The organism is Qipengyuania sp. HL-TH1 (assembly GCF_036365825.1).
GTDB classification, from domain to species: Bacteria; Pseudomonadota; Alphaproteobacteria; order Sphingomonadales; family Sphingomonadaceae; genus Qipengyuania; species Qipengyuania profunda.
The window spans coordinates 2,759,568-2,783,765 of record NZ_CP142675.1 but is presented as its reverse complement, the minus strand read 5'-3'; the positions used below and the strand labels follow the sequence as shown (position 1 = coordinate 2,783,765).

The window sequence follows — 24,198 nt, the reverse complement described above, 5'->3', positions numbered from 1 at the left end:
TGGGTTCACATCGCACTTCCTTCCGAGTAAGCACCGAGTAAGCACTAAGCACCCGTAGCTCAGCTGGATAGAGCGTCGCCCTCCGAAGGCGAAGGCCACTGGTTCGAATCCAGTCGGGTGCACCACTTTTATAATCGTTAGTCGTCTTATCGGCTTCGTCCCGCACGGCGTGTCGGCACCAAGCAAACGTGTCAGTCCTTTAATTCAGAGCTGTGTATTGGTGAGCTCGGGGCCGCCGGTCTCGCGCCATCCGGCGATGACTGGCGTGGCGCTTATTCCAGAATGTGCAACACACCAAGTCCTTCACACGCAAATTCATCCGTATCCACTGCCGCACACTCGTCCGGCGCGCATAGCTTTGCCATGCCGCCTGCCTTCCGGCGAGGATGGGAGGGGGAGGGAAAACCGGAAATCGCTGCCCTGGCGCGGGCCGGCGGGCACAGCCCGCAACACGGGGGCGTCTATTTACGGTTTCGGGAACGAGAGGGCGAAGCCCTTGGCGTTCCCGCGCAAGGATCGCACCCGCGATCCGGACAAACGACGGCACCCTTGCGCGGCGCGAAGCCGACGAACGTCCTGCGCGCGGACCTGTGGGCCAGCGGGCGTCCGGCAATAAGAGAGGCAAGAGTGCCTGCGGGTTAGCTCGAGAACGCCGCGCCCTCAGGAGCACATCGCAAGATGTGTGGGACAGAGCGCGTCCTCCAGAATCTCCCGCTCAATCTGAAGCTGCTCCTGATCGTCACCCAAATGGGCCGGGACTACAGGCCCGGTCCGCGCAGCGGATAGAGCAGGTCGCCCGCAAGGGCAGCCCCCCGACTCGCTCGGCGGTTTGCAAGGACGAAAGTGTGCTGTGCAAAAGAAACTTGCGCGACGAACAAAACATAAACAACAAGTGGCTGTATGACTCGACCTGAAAATGCTGGCGACGCCCTTCCCTTGGATAGCGCAGATTTCGACATCGAAGCGCTGCTTGAGAGCATGCGTCCTCCATCGTTCCCGCGCGAAATCTGCGAGAAGCACCCAAAATTGCAGGCATGGCTGACCCGCATTGATCGTAAGCACACACTCTCATTGCTGGCTGGTTTGCAGGCTACGCCCGAATTTCATGCCAACACAATTCGACTAGATTGGGCCATGCGACTGATTGCCGCTTTTGCCGATGGCAAAGAGAAGCTCAATCGGGAAAAACTGGCGATGCTGCTCAATGTCTCGCTAAAGAAAGCAGACGTCACTCGGCTGGAAGACCCTATCGAGGACTTCTTCGTTGCGCCGGTAGTTACCCGCGATGGTGAATTTCTGACTTTTCAATCCACGTGGGAAAATCCTGCCTTTCACACTGAAGTCGTGCTGGAGGCATTCGCAGAACTTCCAGACGGCCAGCCAAAGCTAGATGTGCTTGCAGGTGCACAGGCGTTGTTACTGATTGGCGACGTGATCATTCGCCGAGCGGAGCTGGAGCGCTGGGTTCCCGGTTCCGGGCAGCCTGCCCATAAGCTCAAATTGCCAAGCCAGCGTCGCTTAAATGACAGCGCAACCAGAATGAAATTGTCATGGCAGGAGGTCGAGGAGATCATTCCCGATGCACTGCTGTTGACGCCTTTCGTGCTGCCGGATGAACCCGCACCCTCAATTGCTGATCAACCCATCGGCAATGCGCTGGTCGACTTCAAGCCGCTGCTGGCCGACGCAGACGGCATCACGCTGATTGCCCCAGGCTCGATTACTGTTGCCGCTCGTGGCCACCTCATCAACGAGGCGGCGACGCACGGCATGGCCAGAAGGCTGCAACGTAATATGCTGGCAGAGGAGGCCGTCAGGCTACGTGCTGGTGGCTTTGAAAACTTGACAGAAGGGCCCGACTCTTTCGCAGGAAATGAAGTCGTCCGTCAAAAAGTGACTGAAGTCTCGCGCGGGCACTTTGTGCATTTTGTGCTGTCCATGGACGGCTTCCAGACCTGGGCCGCTCAGGGTTTTAGTGGGATGACTGAATACGGAGAGAAATTCTTCGAAACCGTGTTCGAGGGTGCCCGTTTTGCCCGTGACGCAGCACGGAAGAATCCGGGCTTCAAGGACGGCATGACCATCCTGTTGCTCGGTGGCTGGGGTCAGGGTCGCATGCTCGAATTCGAGGTGCCGCTCGATCTACGAGGCTGGCAGTTTCAGTATATGCAGCCAGTTGAAGCCATCACTCTTGGCTCGCTAGACGATGCCAAGCTACCCGATCTCCGCCGCATATGGCTAATTGATCGGATCGTGCATGGCATGGGTTTTGAGCTGCAAAACCCAAGTGGCTTTCTGAATCTGTTCCAGTGGTGGAAAGAGAGCGATCATGCGCTCGTCCCAGAAGATGAGGTGGAGTTAGTTCCGCCGTGTGTCATCAACTTCGGTTCAGATCGACTTTTCTCGGCGCGAGTGGAATCGGCTCAAGCCAGTGACCGCCGCGCTGTGCCATTCCCTGAGGGTACTGTTCGCCGGGTGATGCGAGTTGATCCACGATCACATTTTGAACGACTTGAACCAGTTTATGCCTGCATAGATGCCGTACAGCGTGGGGAATTGCTTGGCGTTGTTCTGTCAGGAGAGTGGCCAGTGTGGGTGTCGCGCGACGTAACCGGCCCACGAACTTACGACGAATACGAGAACTGGCGCACCATCCTTCGCTGGGTGGAAATCGTTGCGGCACCCCAATCAGGCGCAATCTTGCCAAAGGGAGACCGACCTCTTCTCATTACATTACATATCGAGCAACCGGACGCAGATCATTTAACTGATACCGTTGCGGACCAAGAGGTGCGTGACGCAATTTCCTATTGCATAATGACCGAAGGTCAATCCGCCGAATTGCATATCGCCGCAAAGTGGCATCATGGGCTGCGGCGTTCAGACAATTTTGCAGAAATCATCCTCGCTACTACGCTGCTGCGATGCATCGCTGAACTTCGGGGCACTGAGGTCACAACGGAAGACGCCTTAGAACAAGTCCGGCGCGTTGTAGGTTCCTTGGATCTTCGCTGGCGACATGCGCTGATTGCAGAGCGCCCTATCGAGATTTTGCGGGCGCACGGACTGGTCAATGAACGTTATCGGCATGTGCCGCTTTCAGCCGCAGCACTTGTCAAATGCGGTTCGGCGCTCTCTGTGCCCGGTGCGAAGCCGGGGCAGATCATCGAAGGCCAGGACGACTGCTTCGATTTTCTAAGTAGGTTGCAGGCTGAATTGCTGGCATCGCTATGTCAGACAATCAGCAGGTACAATCGTGAATCGGTCGTCCTGACCGCACTTGAGCAATATCAGATCGCGCTCGCTGAACAGCGCAGCTGGGAAACCAGCGCGCGCGCGTTACGTGTTATTCACGGCGTGGATGGAGACCAGAAGGCAAGCTTCGAGCAACGCAACCATATCAACGCCACCATCCGCGCCTGTTCAATCCTGACCGAAATCGCCGGATCGCAAGCCACGCTCGATGGCGGCTACGAATTGGGAACAATCGACTTCGACGAATTGCAGGCGCTCGCTCTTCAAATTTTCGCAGTTTCTGATCTTATTCCTGCGCTGCGCGGAGGGCAGATCAAGGCAGAGCTTCGGATCAGCCCAACCGGACATCTGCTGCATGATCATGAGTTTGGGGAAGCCGCTCTCGGCTCGACGGTGCGCTTGCTGCATTCACAGGCTCGGGCCGATCAAAGCGATGCATATGACAGGCTCTACGAAGCACGCGATCCAGCTCCGGGTACGCCCGATCCGCAGTTCCTGAATGCACTTCAAGCGGAGTATGGCGTGCCAGCAGAGATATTCGTCCAGTTGGGGGAATTTCTCGTCAGAATTGGCATCGAGTTGCAGAAATCGGCATTTGAAATACCCCGGTCAGAGTTGCTTGCTCGGTTGTCGGCAATGGAGATCGAAGGTGCTCCCGATTTCGCCCCACTGATTGACCGGCTAACCTTACCTTGTCGGGATGGGTGGGACGATATTCCTGAAGGTGCTGGCAAGCTCGACTTCGACATCAGCAGGTTCGACCGTCGTTTCTCGATCATCGGACGACCGCTGGTAGCAATGACGCCGGATGACAATCCCTTGCTCGCGATAGCGCCCGGCATCGTTGAACGCGCTGCACGGCACAATGTGGCCGGAGCGTCAGCAGGCGGACTTCAAGGCAACTTCTGGGTCAGCAAGGCAATGCGCAGTTATGTTGGCCATGCGGGCGAACGGTCCGGCATGGAGTTCAATGAGAGAGTGGCGGCAGCGGTGCAAGCGCAAGGGCTTTTAGCGGCGGCGTCAGTGAAGCCATCTGCTTGTCTGAACCACAAGGCCACGGATGGATTGAAGCGCTTGGGTGACATTGATGTGCTCGCTTTTTCTCCGGATGGGAAACATGCTTGGGTTATCGAAGCTAAGGATATCAAACTGTGCCGGACGCTTTCCGAGACGGCGAGACGCTTGTCTGAATATCGCGGGCTAACATTGCCAAATGGTAAGCCAGACAACCTCCTGCGGCACCTCAACCGGGTTGCATATGTGCGGCAACATGCCGCCGATCTCGCCAAGCGCAACAAATTGCCTGAAGTTCCGCAAGTGCATGGGTTGGTGATCGTAGATGTGCCGCAGCCCATGACGTTTGTCATTGCGAGTGAATCGAAAGATGCCAGATTTGTCCGAATAGACTCAGTGAAAGAGGTCGATTGGGCACCTCAGCCTTAGTTGAGTACCTGTAGTGTGCGCCTCACGGCGGCAATTCGCGTAAGCTTCAAATTTGAGCCTGTCCGGTCGTTCCGTCTTTTTGCACCGCCAGAACGTCATTGATCCGCGCCCGAAGACGTTCGCGGCGGTCGGTATGAAACTGCTCGAAATCTTCGAGCGTGTCGGGAATGTCCCCAAGTTCATGCATCGCACAATAGTGCGCCCGATCACCGGCATTGGGATAATGGCTCGAAAGCCACTTCGCGGGCAAGGCATCGCGTTTCTCGGTATTGGTGGTGCCTTCGAGCAACTGCAAGTTGGGCAATTCGTTCGCCATCCGAGCGAGGTCCTCGATCCTATCCTCAGCGAAGCCAGCTTTGCGCAGCTTGGCTGTCGTGAACCGTGAGATCGGAAAGACATGGTCCATGTGAAATTGGTTGCGCAGATTGACGAAGGGAAACAGCATCGACAGCAGCGCAAACATGCGTTTGTCTCCGTATTGCATCGACAACATGTCTTCGACCTCGGCTGGCGAGAACGTAAGCGACTTGCCACGCGCGTCCATGACCAGTTCGAGTTCCCGCGCCGGAAATGACTCTTCGCCCTTCTGCTGTATCACTTCTCGCAAGGCGGTGAGGAATGTGTCGAGGCCGCTTCCCCAAATGCCGGATGCTTTAAGCAATGAACGTATGAGCCAGGAGTGGATAACGGCACGGTCGGCGGCGAACTGATTGCTAACTGCATAGTTCGCCGGGGCTTTCCGGTGATATAGATAATAGGCAATGGGAAGTAGGGCGCTGTCCGCGCGAAGTGTCTGGCCATTCAGACCGAAGCTCGCGGCCAGCTCCACAGTCCGGACCAAGGCAGCGCGAATTTGCGGCCAATTGGCTTCAAGCCTCTCCATGTTGGCTTGAGTGAAGTTCTCGACCTTGAAGCCGACACTAGCGATGTCAGACAGCATTAGTCCGGCTTTCAGAACGAAATCCTGGCTCAGCGTGAAACCGGTGCCAATCCGGTTGATCTCATCGACCAGACTGTGAATCTCTGAACGGGCATCGACTTTCTTCCATTGCGCGACCGCGATGCTGAGCAATAGGTCGGAATAAGAAAGAATTGTTCCACCAGAATTGAGCCGAATGAAGATGTTTAGGACCCGTTCAACGTCCTGAGCTTCCTCTTCGTAGTAGTACATCAATTGGTTGGTCTTCACGACGTGATAGAGTTTAGTCAACATCCTGAAGGCGGATTTGAAGGGGTCCCCTGTGAGACCGGCATCGACCAGCCAGTCATTAAGGTCGGTCACGTCGTTGACGGCCATGACGTCGGGCACATTGTACCAGAACGCCTCTTCGCTGCGCTCGACTTGAGCATCGTCCATGAACCGAAAATCGTAGACAATCCCGTCCTCGTCAGGCTCCAATGACGCAAGCAAATTAAGGCGGAGCGTCCTTTTCGGGAAGGCGTCGGGGTTCGTCCACCACTTGCTCGGTAATTTCATCGCCATCGAACCACGGAGCCCAATATTGAGCGCAGTCAGTCGCTGTTGACCGTCGAGAACGGCTGTGACCGTCTGATCGTGCAATGTTGGCAACTCGGGACAATGGGCGGCATCGCGCTGGTGGTAGTGCAGAACGAAATCGTAGAATTTGAAGCTGCCGCTCGTTTCCGGTTTGACCGTCCAGAAGAGGAAAGTGCCAAACGGGTAGCCTTGCATCAGGCTGTCGAACAGGCGCTCAATCTGCTCAGGTTTCCAGACGAATTCGCGCTGGATTGCCGGAAGCACATATGACTTACGTTGGATTTTCTCCAGCGCTGCGGCGATTGTGCCTCCTGGCTTATACATCCTTTTCCCCCCAATTTCCTCGATTTAAACTAGTTGATTGGTGCTGATCTACATGTTCTGCCGATCCAAGAACAAGAAGTGACCGCAGGTGATGCAGTCAAGTAGTCAAATCTGCTGCACGTCTCCATTGCACCGCACGAATGCGAGCACAACGATGATTCCGCAGTCGCGCTTGCGCACCGGTTGCGCTAGTCGAGGACGAAAGTGAAGGGGGATGTGTGGCGCTCGATCCGATTGAAATTGCCGAAGAGTTTTTCGAGGCGGTCCGTAAGGTTCGGGCCCTTGGGGCCGGAACGCCGGAAACTGCATATTATCCGGCACTCAGCACCTTGCTGGAACGGATCGGCGCATCGCTAAGCCCGAAAGTCTTGCCGCTTTCCCAATTGGCAAACACCGGTGCAGGCAGCCCCGACTTCGGGCTGTTCGCTGCAAGTCAGCTTCAAAAAGGAGAGCCCCGCAAGGGCCAGCTACCGGAACGCGGCGTAATCGAGGTCAAGGGGGTCGACGATGCCAGCCTCTTTACCTCGACACCCACCCAGCTGAGCAAATACTTTGATGCGTATCGGCTCGTATTGGTTACCAATCTTCGAGCGTTTCAGCTCGTCGGAGAAGATATAAATGGACAGGCCACACGGCTTGAAGCGTTCGAACTAGCCGAAAATCCGGCTGACTTTTGGGCGCTGGTTAAAACACCGGCTGCGTCGGCAAAGAACGTTGGGCTCGCCTTCGTCGAATACCTTAAGCGCGCGCTTACCCAGAATGTGGCGCTGGTACAGCCGAAAGACGTGGCGTGGTTCATAGCGTCATACGCGCGCGATGCTCTGGACCGCGTGGAAATGGCGGGCGAGTTACCCGCGCTCAAGACTGTGCGGACAGCGCTTGAAGATGCCCTCGGCATCACCTTTGAGGGCGAGAAAGGCGATCATTTCTTTCGTTCGACACTTGTCCAGACGCTCTTCTACGGGCTGTTCTCGGCTTGGGTGATCTGGGCACGGACCGTGCCGCGGAAACCGGCGCAATTTGATTGGCGTTCGGCGGGCTGGAGTTTGCACGTCCCATTCATTCAGACCCTTTTCCAGCAGCTGACTGCACCGCAGCACATCAAGCAACTCGATCTAGTCGAGGTGCTGGACTGGACGGGCCATACACTAAACCGGATCGACGCTGCTGAATTTCTCAAGCGGTTCGATGACGGAGAGGCTGTCCAGTATTTCTACGAGCCCTTCCTAAAGGCCTTCGACCCGAAGCTTAGGAAGCAATTCGGCGTCTGGTATACTCCCGCTGAGGTCGTCGACTACATGGTGGCAAGAGTAGACTATGCGCTGCGCGAGGAACTGGGCATCGCCGATGGGCTTGCCGACGAGCGCGTGTATGTGCTCGACCCGTGCTGCGGTACGGGTGGCTTCGTAAATGCAGTTCTGAGACGAATTCGCGCGAACCTTGAAAATCACGGACTTGGCAGCGCGTTAGCGGACCGGCTGCGTGATGCAGCAAAGAACCGCGTCTTCGGTTTCGAGATTATGCCCGCTCCGTTTGTCGTTGCGCACATGCAAGCTGGTATAACGCTTGCTGAAATGGATGCTCCGCTAGCGGGAGATTCTCGCCCGGCGATCTATTTGACCAATGCGCTGACTGGGTGGGAGCCACACACGAACAAGCCGTTGCCGTTCCCCGAGCTGGAGGCTGAACGCGCTTCCGCCGATGCGATTAAGCAAGCAAGCCCGATCCTCGTTATCCTTGGTAACCCTCCATATGATGGCTTTGCAGGGATTTCAGACAATGCCGAAGAGCGCGCCCTTTCAAATGCCTACCGCCAGGTAAAAAAGGTCGCGCCGCCGCAAGGGCAAGGTCTGAACGAACTCTATGTCCGGTTCTTTCGCATGGCCGAAAGTCGCATTGCGGAAAAGACCGGTGAAGGCGTGATCTCATTCATTTCGAACTATAGCTGGCTCGATAGCTTGAGTTGCCCTGGAATGCGCGAGCGCTACCTCGACGTTTTCGACAGCATCACCGTCGATTGCCTAAATGGTGACAAATACAAAACCGGCAAGAAAACGCCTGAGGGACTGCCTGACCCGTCGATTTTTTCCACGCCCGCCAATCCTGCAGGCATACAGGTTGGCACCGCAATCGCGACACTGGTGCGGAAGAAGGACCACAGCCCCTCGGAAACAATATCGTATCGGGACTTATGGGGAACTGCGAAGCGTGAGACGCTGACGGCGACAGCCGAGGCGGACCCTGTGATTTTATACGAAAAGCTCACGCCATCGTTGCCGATGAGGCTTCAATTCATGCCTTCCGATGTCGACGAAGCTTATTTCGAGTGGCCGCGCTTGCCTGAATTGCTGCCAGTGAACTTTGCCGGCGTAAAAACAAGCCGCGATGAGTTTCTTGTCGATGTCGATCGTGAAGCTCTGGAAAAGCGCATCGAACAATACTTCGACACCAATGTCTCCAATTCGGAATTGAAAACAGCATTCCCAGCATTGATGAATGCTTCGTCACGATACGATCCTTCGGAAACTCGAAAGATGCTGATGGACCGAAAGCACGCACTGGGAGAAGTCGTCAGGTACGCTTATCGACCTTTCGACGTGCGTTGGGCATACTGGGATCCAGACACAAAATTGATCGACGAAAAGCGGCCCGAATTTTTTGGCAACACGAGTTTCGACAATCGTTTCCTGACGGCTGGTGAGCGCAATCGCATGGGCATATTCTACAACCCACAGTCGATTAGCGTCCTTGGCGACCATCACTTGGTAGAAAGCAACGTCGCAATCTTTCCGGCTACTGTACGGCAAGACAGCCACAACCTCGAACCGAACATTGCAAAATCGCTCAAGAAAGAATTGGCGGATCGAGGCATCTCAAGTGATCAGCTGTTCGATCACATCCTCGCAACACTTAACGCACCGTCGTACGAAATTGACTATATCGATGCCCTGAGAATCGATTGGCCGCGCATACCGTTTCCCGGAGATGTAGAGGCTTTCAGAATGTCTGCCGAGCTGGGCTCACGGCTCTCGGCTCTGCTTGATGCAGAAGTCGAAATCGACGGTGTGACCCGAGGCTCATTGCTGGCGGGCCTTTCAGTAATCGCGCCGCCACGTGGCAAGTCGTTCGAAGTGACGACTGGCTGGGGCTACAGCCAGCGCCGCGAAAACGGCACTCGTCTTGTGATGCCCGGCGTTGGCAAAACCACGGAACGCGCATGGACCGAAGCTGAGCGTGATGCTCTTGCGCATCTCGCGGATCGTCATGATCTAGAGCCTGACGCGTTGCTCGAACTGATCGGTACGCGCGCAGTTGACGTTGAAATCAACGCGGGTGCTATGTGGGAGAGTATTCCAGAGAACGTCTGGGAATATACACTAGGCGGATATCAAGTGCTTAAGAAATGGCTTTCCTACCGCGAGCTCGACGTCCTCGGTCGCGCACTTTCGGGAGCCGAGGCTCTCCACTTCACCAAGACCGCGCGGCGCATTACCGAAATCCTCTGTATGGGACCTGCTCTCGACGCTGCCCACGCCAAGGCCCGCGACTGCGCTGTGCCCTGGATCGAGGGGAAGCCAGCTTCTAATTGAGGCTCTCATTTCACGTTTCCATGTTCGTATTTCGGGTTAGAACTGCACGTCTGCGCTCGACCAAGTTTCTCAGGCTTCTGGTAAGCACAAGCGTGGCACTTCCTAGCTTGATGAATTCGATCTCGCCTTCGCCGATGAGCACGTAGAGGGTGCTGCGACCTATCCCGAGGTAGCGGCATGCTTCGGGCACACGCATCGCGACCGGTTCAATGGCGGACAGGCGTCTTTGCTTGGGCCGTTTGTCGCTCGTTTCTGCTGTCGGCATGCCGGTCGGTCCTTTAATCGTTCGGGTGATGACGGACCGACCTCGGGGACATGGAGGGGAGCAGGTCAGCCCGCCATCGACATCAATTATCAGTCGATTCAGGCCAATTGCGCCACATGACATTCTTACTCTGAGGCCTCCGTTTCTACGCTGTTGTCCCGAAGCTCAGCCAAGCATCTTCCAATTGAATGCGACTGCGTCTGCGCGGACAGATGTGGACCGATAAACCGATGCGCCGAAATTTCGAAATGAGCTTGATTGAGGGAAGCGCCATCGCACTTTGCATTGAGAACAAAGGGCTTTCCAGCAGAACCGCCGCAGCGCAGTCTCGAGCGCCGTCGCAATTTGCCTAGCAATACCAACCACATGTACCCCGACCGACGGCGGTGCTTTTATCTTGCCATCGTAAAAGCCATCATAAATCGGACGCCTGCGGACATTCAATTCTGATGGTAGCGCGCGGTGTTTGCCGCTCAGTAGCCGCCGACCTCGTTCCAGAAGGCGGCGTCGCGTTCAGCCTCAAGTTGTTCCAACGGTACATGGATCAAGTCTAAGTCCATGTTGTACATCGGAAGCTGCCAGTGATTGAATAATAGCCGAGCATGCTGCTCGGTGCCGCAATCTGAGATCAAGCCTTCCGAGTCCAGTCGGGCGGCAAGTTGTTTTGTCAGCTCACGCGCTTCCACTGGTCCCTCATCGTTCACAAAATCGACACTGCTCCAAACTTCACTGGTCGCCTGAAGGCCCGAGCGTGTTAGTACCCCCAGAGCCTCAAGTGCTTCGACGAGGTCCAATGCAATGGGTCGCATCATCATTGTAGAGTCGGACCAGCGATTGGGATCATTCCACTGCGGAATGCCTCTTCATGGACCTCGATGTCGGCATACATGGTGCTCTCACGCTGATAGAGCGACCAGTTGGGAACGATGTATTCGCTCATGCCACCTTCGAGATAGTGCCCTTGCCTTTCGTGATCGATATACTCTTGCAGCTGCGCGACATTGGCAGGCAGCCACGACTGAGCTTTCGCATATATCATACGAGAAAGATGATCGTAGAGCGTCTTCTTCACGATCCTCCCAATGCGCTTACCCACCTCAGGCTTAGGGCATCGGACTAGGCCCTGTTGACAAACTGGATTCACAAACGGGCTGAGTTGTGATTCAAGATAGCTTTTGCGGAGGTTATCTTGGCGCGGTTGCTGATGGAGGATGCGGAGTGGGCATTCTTTGAACCCTTTTTGATGGCGGTGCGTGGGCAAGGCGGTCGGCCTGCCTCCAACCACCGGCTTGTTCTGGATGGCATTTTCTGGATTGCTCGCACTGGTGCTGCCTGGCGTGATCTGCCTGAAGAGTTCGGCAAGTGGTCGAGCGTCTATCGCCAGTTTCGGCGCTGGACCTTGTTAGGGCTGTGGGAGTTGGTGCTCGATGCCCTCAATGACAGCGGCGCGGTGCCAGACAGCGTCCAGATGATCGACAGCACTGTTATCCGCGCGCACCACTTGGCAGCGGGCGCAAAAGGGGGACTCAAAGACAGGGTTTTGGCCGTTCAAAAGGTGGCTTCACGTCCAAAATTCACCTCATTACCAACGCTCACGGCCTCCCTGTCCGGGCGGAAGTAACTGGCGGCGAGGTCTCCGACTTCAAAGGCTTCGATGCTCTGGTGGATGATGACCTACCGACGGCTCGCGTGTTCTTGGCTGACCGGGGCTACGACAGCGACCATATCCGAAGCACCATTGCGCTACGTGGCGGAACGCCGGTGATCCCGGCCAAGGCCAACCGCAAAGAGCCAATACCCCACGACACCGTCACCTACGCGTTGCGAAACCGCATCGAACGGTGCTTCGCGAAGCTCAAATGCTCACGCCGTCTCGCAACCCGATACGACAAAACATCAGCAAGCTACCTCGGCTTCATACATATCGCCGCCGCTCGCCTCTGGACCAATCAGTTTGTCAACAGAGCCTAGCGGATTACCGGTCGCTACAATCACAATAGTTTCAACCAATGTGAATAGAAAAATAACTCGTTCCCACTTGACATCCGCTCCGAACAGTCGACCCTAGCTCAAATAGGGAAAAGGGAAGCGTAATATGTTGAAGCCTGTCGCAGTATTATCGTTGCTTTTGACAACCAGTTCGTTAGCAGCGCAGGAGGCTCCACCGCCACCAGTGTCAGCAGCTACCAGCGACGTAAGCGCAGGTGTCGCTTACCTTATGGACCTATATGGCTTATCCCAGTCTGAGGCCGATGAACGCATCTCGCTGGAAGAGGAAGTAAGTGCTTTTGCGACTCAGTTGAAAAGTAGCAACCCGGACGGTTTTGGCGGTATATGGATCGAACATTCACCGGTTTACAAGATAGTCGTCGCCGTCAAAGACAACACAGACGCTCAAGCGCTGCGGAAGATGGTCTCACCACAAATGAGACGTTATCTGCAAACCAAGAAGGTGAAATTTTCTGAAGCAGAAATCGAAGTTCGCATCGACCGGGTAATTCAAGCGCTTTTGCCGTTAAACATCAACTACGTATCTTATTATGAGCACAAAAATGACAGTCTCGTCATCGAAACGAGCTTGGATAGTGGAGTCGGACTAATCCGGCAGGCCTTGCCGCAAGATTTGATGAGCTTTGTCCAAATCAAGAAGGGCTCTGTTCCGAGCCAGATGCAGGCAACAGGTATGCAATCTGGAGACGGAGTATACGGTGGTTGGTCATTCTCAGACTCGACTGCGGATGCTTCGCGATACGTCTGCTCGTTCGCTTTCAACGCAAAAGACAACCTAAATCGTCCAATCATACTCACAGCCGCACACTGCGCTAACAATCCGAGGATATATTATCAGCGCTCTGGCGTCCCGCATTGGGTGTCTCTCACGTTCGAAAAAGAATGGATAGGGCCAGGCACGAAATACGATTACCAATTTCATCGGACCGATGGTTTAAATAACGGCGCTTGGGTGTGGTTTGATAATGGTCCTGGCAAAATTGATTTTAAAGGCTTTAGGCCGAGCGACGATCATACTCTCGACTCTAGCAAGAACATTATCGCATCTCAATCTGCTGAAGGTTATTACGCAGTGAAAGGGACGTGGGGATATTATGACCAGAAAGTTGGACAGGTCTTGTGCAAATCCGGGCGCTCGACTGGTCTAACATGCGGCCAGATTACGCACGGCTACTACACGTTCAACGGCATAAAAGGTTGGATCGAAACCGGCTTGTCGAGTGCATTCATCTACGCAGTATCAGGTGATAGCGGAGGCGCCGTATTCACCGAGCCGACCACTGCCGGAGGCATCAAAGCTGCAGGTATCGTCACTGCTGCAACAATCCACGATCCGACCCGGAACGCTAAAGGTGAGGTGAATTTTAGCGGCGATGAGCGTCCGTGCCTGCCGTTTATGGAAGGGAATTCTTCATATCCCGATGTCGGTCCGGATTGCAAAATGATCCATATGCCCATCGATTATGTCGATGATCAACAGCTCATTACGATTGTCACACAATGAGAATTGCTGGGCTCATTCCGATCTTCATCCTGGTTGCCGGATGCTCTACCGAAGTGACACCGGACACTTCCCCAGTGCTTCAAGAAAATCAAAAAGTAGCGCAGGCAGAATCGGTTTTTATCGGACGCCGGGTTGAAGACCGAGAAACCCCTTACGCTGCTTTATTCACCGGAGAATATGCGATCCGAAGTGGTTGTCTGGTATTCGCAGGCGGAGGGGAGGCGGTCTATCTTGCTGTCTTTTCGGAAGCCACAGATGTTGCCATAACTCAGACAGGAATAACAATAGACGGATCCAAAGAGATTGCATTCGGCACTCCGCTATCAATTGGTGGAGGCGTTGTGCCGACAAATGCGGTCACCTTGCGGAATGCTGTCCCAGCCGATTGCGACTATGAGTTGTTATTGGTCGGAGGGTAGCTGCCTTCGTGCGCTATGGCAGCGACCATATCCGAAGCACCATTGCGCTACGTGGCGGAACGCCGGTGATCCCGGCCAAGGCCAACCGCAAAGAGCCAATACCCCACGACACCGTCACCTACGCGTTGCGAAACCGCATCGAACGGTGCTTCGCGAAGCTCAAATGCTCACGCCGTCTCGCAACCCGATACGACAAAACATCAGCAAGCTACCTCGGCTTCATACATATCGCCGCCGCTCGCCTCTAGACCAATCAGTTTGTCAACAGAGCCTAGATCGATGAGGATAAGGGCCTTCGCTGACTCTTCCTCCGCGAAGCCCGCGAGCACTGCCGCCTCGCGCGGTCGCTCCTTAAGCGTTTCCGCCGCTCGCCAAAAGCCCCGCGCACTTTGAAGTACAACCGGCAGGCCCTCGGCGATAAAGTCGAGACGCGCCGAATGGCTCATGTTGCAGAGGGCGCGCGCTTGACGCCCACCAAAGGTGATCTTGGTTCCTCTTTCGCTCATGCAAGCTTTCTAGCACTGTTCATTCCGTGACGCGCATGCGATCAGCAACACATGGGCAAGACACCTTATGATGATCGCGAAGATCTCGAGAAGCTTCAGACTCAGTGGAAGAAGATCGAAGGGATTATCGAACGCCGGAAGGAATGGTCCACAGCAATCGTAAGAGCTGCTACTGCCGCCGAGATTGCCGCCAACATCGCGATAAGAAAGCGCTTCGAAAGTGAAAGCGAATTCTCGCCGGAGTTCGTAGATTCCCTGCTAAGATGGGCCAATGGCATCGATGGAAAATTTGGCCGTTTGATCATACCTGCTGAGCAAGACGAGACGCGAAAGAAGGCGCTCGGCAAACTCAAAAAGCGCTCCGAGCGACTGAACAAGAAGCGCAACGCCATCGTCCACCAAGGTGCGTTCGCAAACAAGCGAGAGATGCGTGAACTGGTTAATCTCTCGCGTGAGATCGTGAATGCGCTGGTCACCCCTTGGGAACCAACGTTCGTGCTGGGCGGTGAGAAACTTGCCAGTTCCAAGTCAGGAAATGCTAAAAAGCCTGCGCAAGTTACGAAGGCGAAAAGCAGAAAACGAAAAAGCTAGCGCACTCTTGCACGTGGGGGGTGGAGCTTCGTGACTGTTTAATTTGTGGCGTTCAACTAAGCCTTGAGCTTTTCAAGCCGCTCCGAACACAGCTCATGCACGACGCGGCCTAGCTCCTCGACTTGCTCACCGAGCCATTCGAGCTCTTCTTTGGTGATGCGGTAGTGCTTCGAATAGCGCGCTTTGACGTAGGCTTCTTTGAGCTTCTCGAAGCGCGCGCGGTCCTGCCGTGTGTCGCGCGGCCAGACATAGGTAAGGCGCGCATCGATCCGCTCAGCCTGGGTGCGCAGGAAGCCGAGATTGTGCACGTGTGGCGTGTAGAAGGTGCAGACCAGCAGCACGCAGTGGTACAAGCTCTCGGTCGCTTGATGCATTAGAAATGCAGCTTCTTTGAAAAACTCCTGATCCACCGCATCTTGCGTAAGCTTGAACTTGCGCATCGATGACTTGAACCACTCATCGAAATATTCCTGCGCCATCGCAAGCGCCTGTTCGGGCGTTTTCGGCTTGGGCGTGTGCAGCTCGGTGTCGTCAGACTGGTAAAGCGCGACCCCGTCCTGCTTCACATCCATGAAGAAGTAGCGCCCATGCGCAAGGCCATCGTTCACTTCCTGAAGCGTGTGGACGATGAAGTTGACCGGCGTCTTGATCGTCCCGGTTACACCATACTCGCGCATCAACCGGTCATCGAGCTTGGACCAGTACTTCACTCGGTCGGTCAGTCTGCTGTCATTGACGATCACCAAAAGGTCGTAATCCGACTGGTAGCCCTTTGCAGTGTGTGGTTCGTCGACCCAGGTGCCGCGCGCATAGCTGCCGTAGAGAATGACCTTCAGGATGCGCCCGGCCTTCTTCCAGTCATGCTTGGCTAGCGCGAAGGAATCATCAAATTCTTCGAAGATCAGCTGCACTACGCGTTCAAGCTCGCGTTGTTTTTGCGGGGGCAGATGATCGAGGTCGGTCTTCATCGCTCAATTCCTAGCAAGCGCTTGAGATTCTTGCACCCGCCAAGTCGCGAGGTGCGCGGCGACGGCGCATCCCAAAGCGCTGAGGAGCCGCGCGCAGTCTGCCGCGTTAGCAACAATCCGACAGGATTGTTTGTTAGCATAGTTAAGGGGCCATATTTTCCAACAATGCCAGATGTTTGAAGGTGGTTTCGGTTCCCGATAGTCCGAGCTTTCGGTTCCTGATCGTCCGAGTCCAGCGGTTCCTGATAGTCCGAAGAGCCCACAGTTTTATCCACAGGGTTAGCCATCCCCATTTCTGGGGAGGGGGCTTGAATCGCGTTTGCAGTAAGAGTGTGCTGGCAGGTTTGCATCGGAACCTATTTCATGATCCAGCTGCGCGCTCGGCGATGAATTCGCTCATGGCGCTCTTTCGTGCAGTGCGGTCCAGTGCAAAGCTGCCTCGCTGGAAGTTCGTGCCATTGAGCAAAGCGCTGACATACCCCGCAATCATGTCGGCGGCAGTGACCAACGTCGCGTCCAGCACGTGGATATATCTGCTGGTGATCGAACCCTTGGCGTGCCCTAGCAGCGCGGCGATTGTAATTTCGGTGAATCCGAGATCATTGCCGATGCTCGCAAAGCTATGACGCAAGACATGGGCTGTGACCCCCTCCAATGGTGAGCCGCTAAACAAGGCGTTCCAGTGATTTGGGAAGCCGCCAAAAGCGGTGTCATCGCCGTAACCCGGGAACACATAGCTACCCGTGGCAGTGTTACGCTGTGTCTCGAGAAATTCGACAACAGGCAGGCCGATGGGCCGGATCGATCTGCCTTCCTTGCTTTCAGAAAGCCGCAGGCAACTGCCATCCAGGTCCACGTCGGACCATTTGAGATTGATGATCTCGCCGCGTCGGCACCCTGTTAGCGCAATCTGACGGATGATGTCCGTTGTCGGGCAGAACTTTTCTTGCGCCTGCGCATCTCGCAACATGTTCCCCAAAATGCCGTACTCAGCTTCGGTCAACCGCCGCTCGCGCACTTTGTATTTCGGCTTCTTGATGCCGTGCGCGGGATTGTGTTCGATGATCCCCAGATCAATGGCGTATGAGAGTATCCCACCAATGAGGCCCAGGGTCCGGGTAGCAGTGCCAGGACCGCCCCTCACGATGGACTTTCCCCGTAGCTTCTTGGTTTTGACAATGATCCTCGACCGACCCGCCATGATGTCGCGCATGATCTTGACCATATCCGCTCTGGTCAGATCCTTGACGCGCCGGGTTCCGATCAGGGGAATGATGTGTCTCTTGATCCGACCGATATCGGTATCGATGGTCGATTGCTTCTTCGGGCGCCCCCCTTGCCGAGAATCAGGCCATCATCGAGGTCCTGAATGTAGCGCTTGCAGAGGCCCTTCATCGTGATCGCACGATGATCTTCAAGGCGCTCCTCTGCCGGATCGTCGCCTCCCGCGACACGTCCCAACTGAGCCTTCGCTTCTCGGCGAGCCAGTTCCGCTGTCCACACGCCGTGCAATCCAAGCGTGAGCCGCCTCGCGCGTCCCCTCTGTCGATACTGGATTACATAGCTGCGCTTGCCCGACCGGTATACTCGGAGCCCAAAACCGGGTAGCTCTTCATCCCAAATGATGTAGTCTTTCACCTGAGACTTGGCTGCCTCGACAGTGCGCTTCGTTAATTTGACCACGGCGATCTCCGTTTCCAGAGCCCCGTTTTTGAGTAACTGTGGTGTCATCACTCGGAGGAAAACCGGGGCGTAGATTTGGGTACGCCAGCGAAATCCGAGTTCAATCTAAATCTATACAAAACAGTAGTTTAGAGTAGTATTTCGTAGTCTGGCGTACCCGTTCTGTACCGGCTCCGAAGGCAGAGGCCACAGGTTCGAATCCTGTCGGGTGCGCCAGTCAACTGCCTTAGGGCGTTGTGATTGCTCTACTTTCTAGAAAATCGCAGAAGTAGTTCCTACGATTGACCCCACACAATGTGCGGGCTTTTCCAGCACATTCTGGGGCACTCCGGGACGCTCGGTAGCCGCACTTGCCCTCTTCAGAAGGCACCTGCAGAGCAGCGAATCCACGCGAATCTGGGCATCGCCCGCACACGACGCGATCGTACTTGGTACATCCGATACCTGGCTGAATGGCAAATCAACGCCCTCAAGCGGTCAGCGCTCTCGCCGCTGCCCGTCGATTGTTTCGCAACTCACTCAACGTGGGGGCGAAAGGATGGGTGGAGAAGTCGATGTTCAGGGGCGTCCTGTAACTTTTGACCAAGTCCTGTTCGGCTTCAGCCGGTCGAGGATCGGTGATCCAGCAGGCGTAAATATTCTCATCCATCCAGTTGCGGAGCCGCGCTGCTCCTTGAGGAGAAGTGTGGAATTTGGCCTTGCCCTTTTCGATACGCAGAACGCTAGGTCCAGCGACGTCGGGTAATAGTGAAGCCAGTGTCAGACAGATCGTCGAACGACGCTCGTTCCCGCCAAGGTGGTTCTGACCCAGCCTGTTGCGCAACGTACCGCGCCTCGCGCGGTCAGCACCTGCGGTGCCTATATAGAGAAGGCTAAGCTTTCCGCGACAAAAGGCTCCATCGATTGGGGCGATCCCTGGCGCCATCCCGAAGTAAAACCCGTAAACACCCCGGTCGGTAGGCAGCATCGCCTTATTGCGACGCACATCGGAGAGTTGATACAGAGGGCTGGTTTGAAGGAAATCTGGCATAACATCTCAGTCCGATCTCGGTACGGTCTCCTTGGCGGCGAGCGACCACTCCGCGAGTGGGACGAAATGCTCGTCGATGATCTTCATAACTTCGTGATCATCATACTGCGTTGTGAAGCCTGCCTGTGTCGCCCAGCTCTTTGTGACTCCGGACAGCCAGAAATAGACGAAAAAGCAGTTTGCAAAGACCTCCGTTAGGAAGTCATTCGAGATTCTCAACGAAGCTTCGTCTTCAAGACCCCAGCCTGGTACCTCTTCGAGTCGATGAACCATCTGATTGCGGATATTGAGAAACGTCGAAAGGCGGGAATCGATTTGAGGTTCGACGTCAACACGGAACCGGAGTTGATTCAGGAAATAGCCAATAGTTTTTTCCCGTTCAGCTTTCGACTGCGCTTCCCACTTTTCGAGATCAAGTCCTTCCTGCCCTTTCTGTATGACGAATGTCATCACAAAGCGAAACGAGGCTTCAACGCTTTGCACAAAGAGCAGAGCCTCCCCAAGCCGAGCTAGCGTATCTTGTTTGGTTGTGCCTCGCCTCGCGTCTATTACACGGCGTAGCTGGTCGAATGTGAAAGGGATCATAGGCTGCGTCGAAGAAATTAACTCATGCTTATCTTGTTGGCCCGGTATATCTCACTTCACGACAAGCACCAAAGCTGGCCAAACAAGGATTTGTCGTTCTATCCGACCTTGGTGCCAGCACAAACCTTCATGGCTTGATCTGAATTGAACAACTGACAGACTTTTCCGCTTTCCGTGCCCGCTCATGGCAGCGATCCAAGGCTTCTCGGTTTGCGCTCAGAATGAGCTGCGCTGTAGCCAGTTCCTCCCAGGCTTCGGGGTTCTGAGACCGGATCAACCGGATGCCCGCTTCCACGATGGTCGGTTCGCCAACCGCCTTGCGAGCCATACTTTCGGGCCAATGCCATCTTTCGGGCATGGCGCGGGCAATGGTGCCGGGCAGGATCGACCAAAGCAGCATACCGGCAGCCAACCCGATGCCAGCAAAGCGCCAGGTCTGGCGCTTCTGCTCGGCCTCCGTGCGGACGCGTCCTACAATCGCAGCGAGCCGACCGGTTGCATTGTCTAGGTCTTCGCGGCCCTGGCGAAACAGGTCGCTGCTGTCGCGCAGCATGTCGAGCGAGGCGCGCTTGATCTGAACTGCAATGTCTTCCGGAGTCAGCTCGATGGCAGGCTTGGTGCCGATTGTGCTCAAAGTCTTGGAGACCTTTGCCAACTGATCGGCCATCTGGCCGAGGGTGGAGGTGTAGTCGGGGATCAAGATGTCGGCTCGTTCCCTCGCCATATTTTGGACCGTATGGCGCACCATCGTCATTTCGCCTTCTAGGCGGGCGAAGGCTTCCGTTGCCGGATCGGATCCTTGCGCCGCTTCTGGCTGCGCGGTTGGCGGCTCCTCCACTTCGAGGTCCAGTTGCACTTCGTCGATGTGGTCGTCTTCCATGTCGGTTCTCCTAAATGCCCATGTCGAAGGCGCGGGTGCGCTCGCGAGCGAGGGTTGCGGTGAGTTCGTTGGCGATGCTGCGTTCCGGCTTCGGATCGATGCCAAGTTCGCGGGTCTTGCCACGCAGCAGGCCTTCGACCTGGGGATCGCGTTCAAGCGACTTCGCCAGCTCGTTCTGCTTTGCCGATACGCGGGCAGCGCCGGCGCGGTCGCCTTGCTGCTCAAGCTGCTTGCGCGCAGCGGCCAGCCCCAGCCAGTCGCTGACAAAGCGCTCGGTTCGTAGCGCCGGATCGGTGCGCACGGCGGCTTCGTGCTGCATGGCGCGCAAGACTTCCTGGCTGCGCCCGCCTGCGGCCTCTGCAATCAGTTCAGGACGCCGCTCCAGCGCTTTGGCGAGGTCGGTGACGGCATGGGGCCGGATCGCCTCGAGCGCCATTCCGGCCCTCTCCAGCGCGTCCTTCTGGTGCGGCAGGACGGGCAAGCCCTGGGCCTGCATCGTCCCGATATCGCCAAGCGCGCGGGCGTAGCGTTCGACCGCACGGCGCTGGTTGTTCTGCGTGTTCGTTTGTGCTGGAAGCGGCTCAAGCTGGCGTGCCTGCGGACGGAAGTTTCCGAAGATCGATTTGGCGCGTTCGGGCACCTGCCGCACCATCTTTACGATCCGCTCGCGGAAGGTGATGCCCCGCAGTTCGGCGAAAGCCTGCTCGGGCTTGTAATCGCCCGCCATATCCTTCCCGCGCTCACGGCTGAGCGTGCGGACGAGCTTCGACTGGTCGGCAAAGTCATCGCGCCCATAGTGCAGCGCCAGCCCTTCGCGATGGCGCGACATGGCGACATAGGCCGAGTGGCTGTCCATGCCGGGAGTGGCGAGCGCATGGGCACGATCCACCGTCATGCCCTGCGCCTTGTGGATCGTGGCCGCGTAGCCATGATCGATATGGCCATAGTTCTTGGTCTCGAAGGCGACCTCGCGGCCATCATCGGTGCGCACGGCCATGCTCTGCACGCTGGCCATTGCGACCGTGCCAAGTGTCCCGTTCTTGACCCCAAGCCCACGCTCGTTGCGCAGGAAAATGATGCGGTCGCCCGATGCAAACTGGCGTTCGCCGCGTGCCGACTTGATCGTGGCATCGGCACCTAGCGCGCCAGCCTCGCGCATCTTCTCGCGCGCCATCTGGTTCAGCTCGCGCACCTCGTCATTGGTGTGGGTGAGGATGATCTGGCTTTCGTCTGGGCTGGCCCGCCGCTCCTGATCCCAACGGTCGATCAAGGCCGCGCGGGCCGCTTCGCGCGTGTCGGCGGCATGGACCATGCCGCGTTCCTCATGGCTGCGGATCGCTTCGCCGGTGCGGCCTGTGGCGAGGTGCCTGGTCGCATCCTGCTGCCAAGCCGATAGCTGACGGCGGACTTCGCTGATCTCGACGCCGCCGTGGCGTTCCTGGATCGCCCGGAAGGCCGCGCCTGCCTCGATGGCCTGAAGTTGCTGCTGGTCGCCGACCAGGACTACCTTCGCACCGGCTTTGGCAGCATGGGACAGTACGCGCTCCATCTGGCGCGTGCCGACCATGCCCGCTTCGTCGATGACGAGCACGTCGCGGGAAGTGAGCAACTCGCGTCCCTTGCCCCATTGGTGCTCAAGGCTGGCGATAGTGCGCGACGCGATGCCGGAGCCGTTCTCCAGCCCCTCGGCGGCGATGCCGGACAGCGCTGCGCCGCGTACTGTGGAGCCCGCACTTTCCCAGGCCTCGCGCGCCACGCCCAGCATCGCGCTTTTGCCGGTCCCGGCGTAGCCGACGACCACGGCAAGTCCCTTGCTCTTGGTCACATGCTCGAAGGCGGATTTCTGCTCGCCGGACAGCACCAGGCCGCGCCCTGAAGCGTTCGCGAAGGCGGCATTTCGTTGCACATCATTGACGGCGTGACCCGTGCGCTGTGCCATCGTGTCGGCGGCGCGATGCAGGCGCTGTTCGGCCTCGATCATTGCGCGTGACGTGAAGCGATCCTGCCCGCGTCCATCCTTGCCCAGGGATATCAAATCGGACGAACCTCGCACCGCATTGTAGGCCGCGTCGAATTGTTCTTTGCCGTCGCTGTGCCGGTGAACGAAGGCGGCGAGATCGCGCCTGGTGAACGTCGCCTGCTGGTGCGTGATCGCATCCAGTGCCAAACCCGGAGTTGCAATGATCCGTTCGCCATTGCGTTGGGCAATGGCGCGGTGCTCTTCGATCCTCTCGGCTTCCAGCCCGCGCCCGCCAATGCGTGATGCGGCGGGGCCGATCTTGTCCTGCGGCTCCAGCGCTATCCCTTGGGCTTCGAGGCTGCGGTGATCCATCCGCGCGTCTATGTCGCGTGTCGCAAGCGCGCGGTTCACATGATCGGCCCAACGCTCGCGCCACTGCTCGATCAGCGCGGTCTTGTTCCAGTCGCGAACCTTTGCGCCAAAACCGTCCTTGGTGACCTCGCGCATGGTGAGCATGACATGCGTGTGCGGCTTGGCCTTGCCGTCTTCGCCAATATCCCAATGAACATTGAGATCGGCAATCATACCCTTCTCGACGAACTCGGCTTTGACGAACTCGCGTGCCAGCCTGATGTTGTCCTTCTTCGCCAACTCGCGGGGCAGGGCAAACTCGACCTCTCGGGCGAGCTGGGCATCCTTGCGCTTTTCGGCGGCCTCGACCGCGTTCCACAAAGTGGCCCGATCGGCGAAGGCTTCAGGCGCACCTTTGGGCAACATCACTTCGGAATGAAGAACGCCTGCCTTGTTGGTGAAATCATGGGTTCTGTCGATGCGTTCATCATGCAATCTCTCGCCTGCACGATAGGCTGCCGCCGCAACGGCACTGCGTCCGCTCGACCTTCCGATGACCTTTGCGCTGAAGTGAAAGATTGCCATGACGGCAATCCAGTTACACCGCAAAGCCTGCGTCGGCACGACGTATAAGCGCGCCCTCTCATGATAAAATCCTGATCGGGACTAGGCGGTTTCACATTGTCCCGGCGACCTTACTGCATTGGATTACAAGCACGATTATCATGGCTCCATCACACCAACGATGGAGACAACACATGCGCAAACCCCGCGATTTTGATTCGGAGCTGAAGGCACTTGCCGACAAGGCCAAACAGCTCAAAGAACGCCGCGTGCGCGACCTCGGCGCGCTGGTCACAGCAACCGGTGCCGACACGCTCGATGCCGATGTCCTCGCAGGCGCGCTGCTCGATGCTGCGGCGAATACCGACAAGGCAATCGGGGAGGGCTGGCGCAAGCGCGGCGCCGCATTCTTTCAGGGAAAGTCACGGGACACTTCGAGCGCAGCTAGCAAACAGCCGGAAGGCACTCTCCCGCTCGATAGCGGCGCGGCATCGGCTTGAGGCAGCAAAGGCGCGAACTGACATGCGCGAATGGCAAGTGAAACGGCGCGAGCGGACCCGGCAACTGATCGAGCTAGGCGGCCTGGTCGCAAAGGCCGATCTGGTCGAGCTGACCGACGATGATCGCGCCGCTCTCTACGGCGCGTTCCTCACCGTCGCGGCCAAGCTGCGCGGGCCTGACGGAGCGCAGGCGCTGGTGCTGTTCCGGCGCAAGGGGAAACGGGCGTTTGAAGCGGAGCAATCGAATGATGGATAGCAGCGCGGCCCGAACG

The 24,198-nt window shown here is 56.7% G+C and carries 21 protein-coding genes and 1 tRNA gene; 10 read left to right on the top strand and 12 right to left on the bottom strand.

Features of this window, described 5'->3' with window-relative positions; genetic code table 11:
• The first annotated feature begins 48 nt into the window (after nt 1-48).
• Together VWN43_RS14140 and VWN43_RS14135 are read left to right on the top strand one after the other, a co-directional pair.
• A tRNA-Arg gene (locus VWN43_RS14140) sits at nt 49-125 on the top strand.
• Between the two features lie 775 nt (nt 126-900).
• A complete protein-coding gene (locus tag VWN43_RS14135) occupies nt 901-4,698 on the top strand; it encodes a hypothetical protein (protein WP_320181300.1) in 3,798 nt (1,265 codons plus the stop codon).
• Nucleotides 4,699-4,744: 46 nt separating this feature from the next.
• On the opposite strand, the gene VWN43_RS14130 is transcribed toward VWN43_RS14135, so the two are convergent.
• Nucleotides 4,745-6,520: a DUF262 domain-containing protein gene (locus VWN43_RS14130; RefSeq protein WP_320181301.1), complete on the bottom strand. Its 1,776-nt coding sequence runs from the start codon at nt 6,518-6,520 to the stop codon at nt 4,745-4,747.
• A gap of 218 nt (nt 6,521-6,738) precedes the next feature.
• On the opposite strand from VWN43_RS14130, the gene VWN43_RS14125 reads away from it, so the two are divergent.
• Nucleotides 6,739-10,110: a type ISP restriction/modification enzyme gene (locus VWN43_RS14125; RefSeq protein WP_320181302.1), complete on the top strand. Its 3,372-nt coding sequence runs from the start codon at nt 6,739-6,741 to the stop codon at nt 10,108-10,110.
• 10 nt (nt 10,111-10,120) lie between these two features.
• Here the strand turns inward: VWN43_RS14125 and VWN43_RS14120 are convergent, their stop codons facing one another.
• From VWN43_RS14120 to VWN43_RS14110, 3 genes are all read right to left on the bottom strand, one after another.
• A complete protein-coding gene (locus tag VWN43_RS14120; protein WP_320181303.1) occupies nt 10,121-10,375 on the bottom strand; it encodes a helix-turn-helix domain-containing protein in 255 nt (84 codons plus the stop codon).
• Between the two features lie 473 nt (nt 10,376-10,848).
• Nucleotides 10,849-11,187, bottom strand: a complete 339-nt coding sequence (locus tag VWN43_RS14115) for a hypothetical protein (protein ID WP_330767611.1) — start codon at nt 11,185-11,187, stop codon at nt 10,849-10,851.
• The gene (locus VWN43_RS14110) at nt 11,187-11,447 is read right to left on the bottom strand and encodes a hypothetical protein (RefSeq protein ID WP_320181305.1); all 261 of its coding nucleotides are present in this window, start codon (nt 11,445-11,447) and stop codon (nt 11,187-11,189) included. The genes VWN43_RS14115 and VWN43_RS14110 overlap by 1 nt, the downstream gene beginning before the upstream one ends.
• A 132-nt stretch (nt 11,448-11,579) precedes the next feature.
• On the opposite strand from VWN43_RS14110, the gene VWN43_RS14105 reads away from it, so the two are divergent.
• The 4 genes from VWN43_RS14105 (at nt 11,580) to VWN43_RS14090 (ending at nt 14,556) form a co-directional block, all read left to right on the top strand.
• Nucleotides 11,580-12,346 (top strand): IS5 family transposase gene (locus VWN43_RS14105; protein WP_413840884.1). Its coding sequence is split into 2 segments (ribosomal slippage): nt 11,580-11,901 and nt 11,901-12,346, totalling 768 coding nucleotides; the frame shifts between segments, so codons are not numbered across the junction.
• Between the two features lie 124 nt (nt 12,347-12,470).
• Entirely contained in the window at nt 12,471-13,889 is a 1,419-nt protein-coding gene (locus VWN43_RS14100; protein ID WP_320181306.1) for a S1 family peptidase, read from the top strand.
• Entirely contained in the window at nt 13,886-14,308 is a 423-nt protein-coding gene (locus VWN43_RS14095) for a hypothetical protein (RefSeq protein ID WP_048884301.1), read from the top strand. Before VWN43_RS14100 ends, VWN43_RS14095 begins: the two co-directional genes overlap by 4 nt.
• 8 nt (nt 14,309-14,316) lie before the next feature.
• On the top strand, nt 14,317-14,556 hold the full coding sequence (locus tag VWN43_RS14090) for a transposase (protein ID WP_227819624.1): 240 nt from the start codon (nt 14,317-14,319) through the stop codon (nt 14,554-14,556).
• Here the strand turns inward: VWN43_RS14090 and VWN43_RS14085 are convergent.
• A complete protein-coding gene (locus tag VWN43_RS14085) occupies nt 14,509-14,814 on the bottom strand; it encodes a hypothetical protein (protein ID WP_320181308.1) in 306 nt (101 codons plus the stop codon). The two genes, VWN43_RS14090 and VWN43_RS14085, sit on opposite strands and share 48 nt — an antisense overlap.
• A 51-nt stretch (nt 14,815-14,865) precedes the next feature.
• Between VWN43_RS14085 and VWN43_RS14080 the strand changes: the two genes are divergently transcribed.
• Nucleotides 14,866-15,405 carry a hypothetical protein gene (locus tag VWN43_RS14080; protein ID WP_320181309.1) on the top strand — a complete coding sequence of 180 codons (540 nt, stop codon included), beginning with the start codon at nt 14,866-14,868 and terminating at the stop codon, nt 15,403-15,405.
• A 56-nt stretch (nt 15,406-15,461) separates the two neighbouring features.
• Here the strand turns inward: VWN43_RS14080 and VWN43_RS14075 are convergent, their stop codons facing one another.
• From VWN43_RS14075 to traA, 7 genes are all read right to left on the bottom strand, one after another.
• Nucleotides 15,462-16,373 (bottom strand): HEPN domain-containing protein, encoded by a 912-nt coding sequence (locus VWN43_RS14075; RefSeq protein ID WP_320181310.1) that lies wholly within the window; start codon nt 16,371-16,373, stop codon nt 15,462-15,464.
• Nucleotides 16,374-16,734: 361 nt separating this feature from the next.
• Entirely contained in the window at nt 16,735-17,637 is a 903-nt protein-coding gene (locus VWN43_RS14070; protein ID WP_420493563.1) for a tyrosine-type recombinase/integrase, read from the bottom strand.
• On the bottom strand, nt 17,637-18,104 hold the full coding sequence (locus tag VWN43_RS14065) for an Arm DNA-binding domain-containing protein (RefSeq protein WP_330768588.1): 468 nt from the start codon (nt 18,102-18,104) through the stop codon (nt 17,637-17,639). Before VWN43_RS14065 ends, VWN43_RS14070 begins: the two co-directional genes overlap by 1 nt.
• Before the next feature lie 421 nt (nt 18,105-18,525).
• Nucleotides 18,526-19,086, bottom strand: coding sequence for a GIY-YIG nuclease family protein (locus VWN43_RS14060; RefSeq protein ID WP_320181311.1), 561 nt, complete (start codon nt 19,084-19,086; stop codon nt 18,526-18,528).
• A 6-nt stretch (nt 19,087-19,092) separates the two neighbouring features.
• The gene (locus tag VWN43_RS14055; protein ID WP_305097667.1) at nt 19,093-19,536 is read right to left on the bottom strand and encodes a hypothetical protein; all 444 of its coding nucleotides are present in this window, start codon (nt 19,534-19,536) and stop codon (nt 19,093-19,095) included.
• A 262-nt stretch (nt 19,537-19,798) separates the two neighbouring features.
• The gene (locus VWN43_RS14050; RefSeq protein ID WP_320181312.1) at nt 19,799-20,551 is read right to left on the bottom strand and encodes a DUF6118 family protein; all 753 of its coding nucleotides are present in this window, start codon (nt 20,549-20,551) and stop codon (nt 19,799-19,801) included.
• Nucleotides 20,552-20,561: 10 nt separating this feature from the next.
• Nucleotides 20,562-23,447, bottom strand: a complete 2,886-nt coding sequence (traA, locus tag VWN43_RS14045; protein WP_320181313.1) for a Ti-type conjugative transfer relaxase TraA — start codon at nt 23,445-23,447, stop codon at nt 20,562-20,564.
• Nucleotides 23,448-23,620: 173 nt separating this feature from the next.
• On the opposite strand from traA, the gene VWN43_RS14040 reads away from it, so the two are divergent.
• Together VWN43_RS14040 and VWN43_RS14035 are read left to right on the top strand one after the other, a co-directional pair.
• Complete coding sequence (locus VWN43_RS14040; protein WP_320181314.1) at nt 23,621-23,926, top strand: conjugal transfer protein TraD; 306 nt, start codon at nt 23,621-23,623, stop codon at nt 23,924-23,926.
• A gap of 22 nt (nt 23,927-23,948) precedes the next feature.
• Nucleotides 23,949-24,182, top strand: coding sequence for a conjugal transfer protein TraD (locus VWN43_RS14035; protein WP_098106811.1), 234 nt, complete (start codon nt 23,949-23,951; stop codon nt 24,180-24,182).
• Nucleotides 24,183-24,198 lie beyond the last annotated feature (16 nt).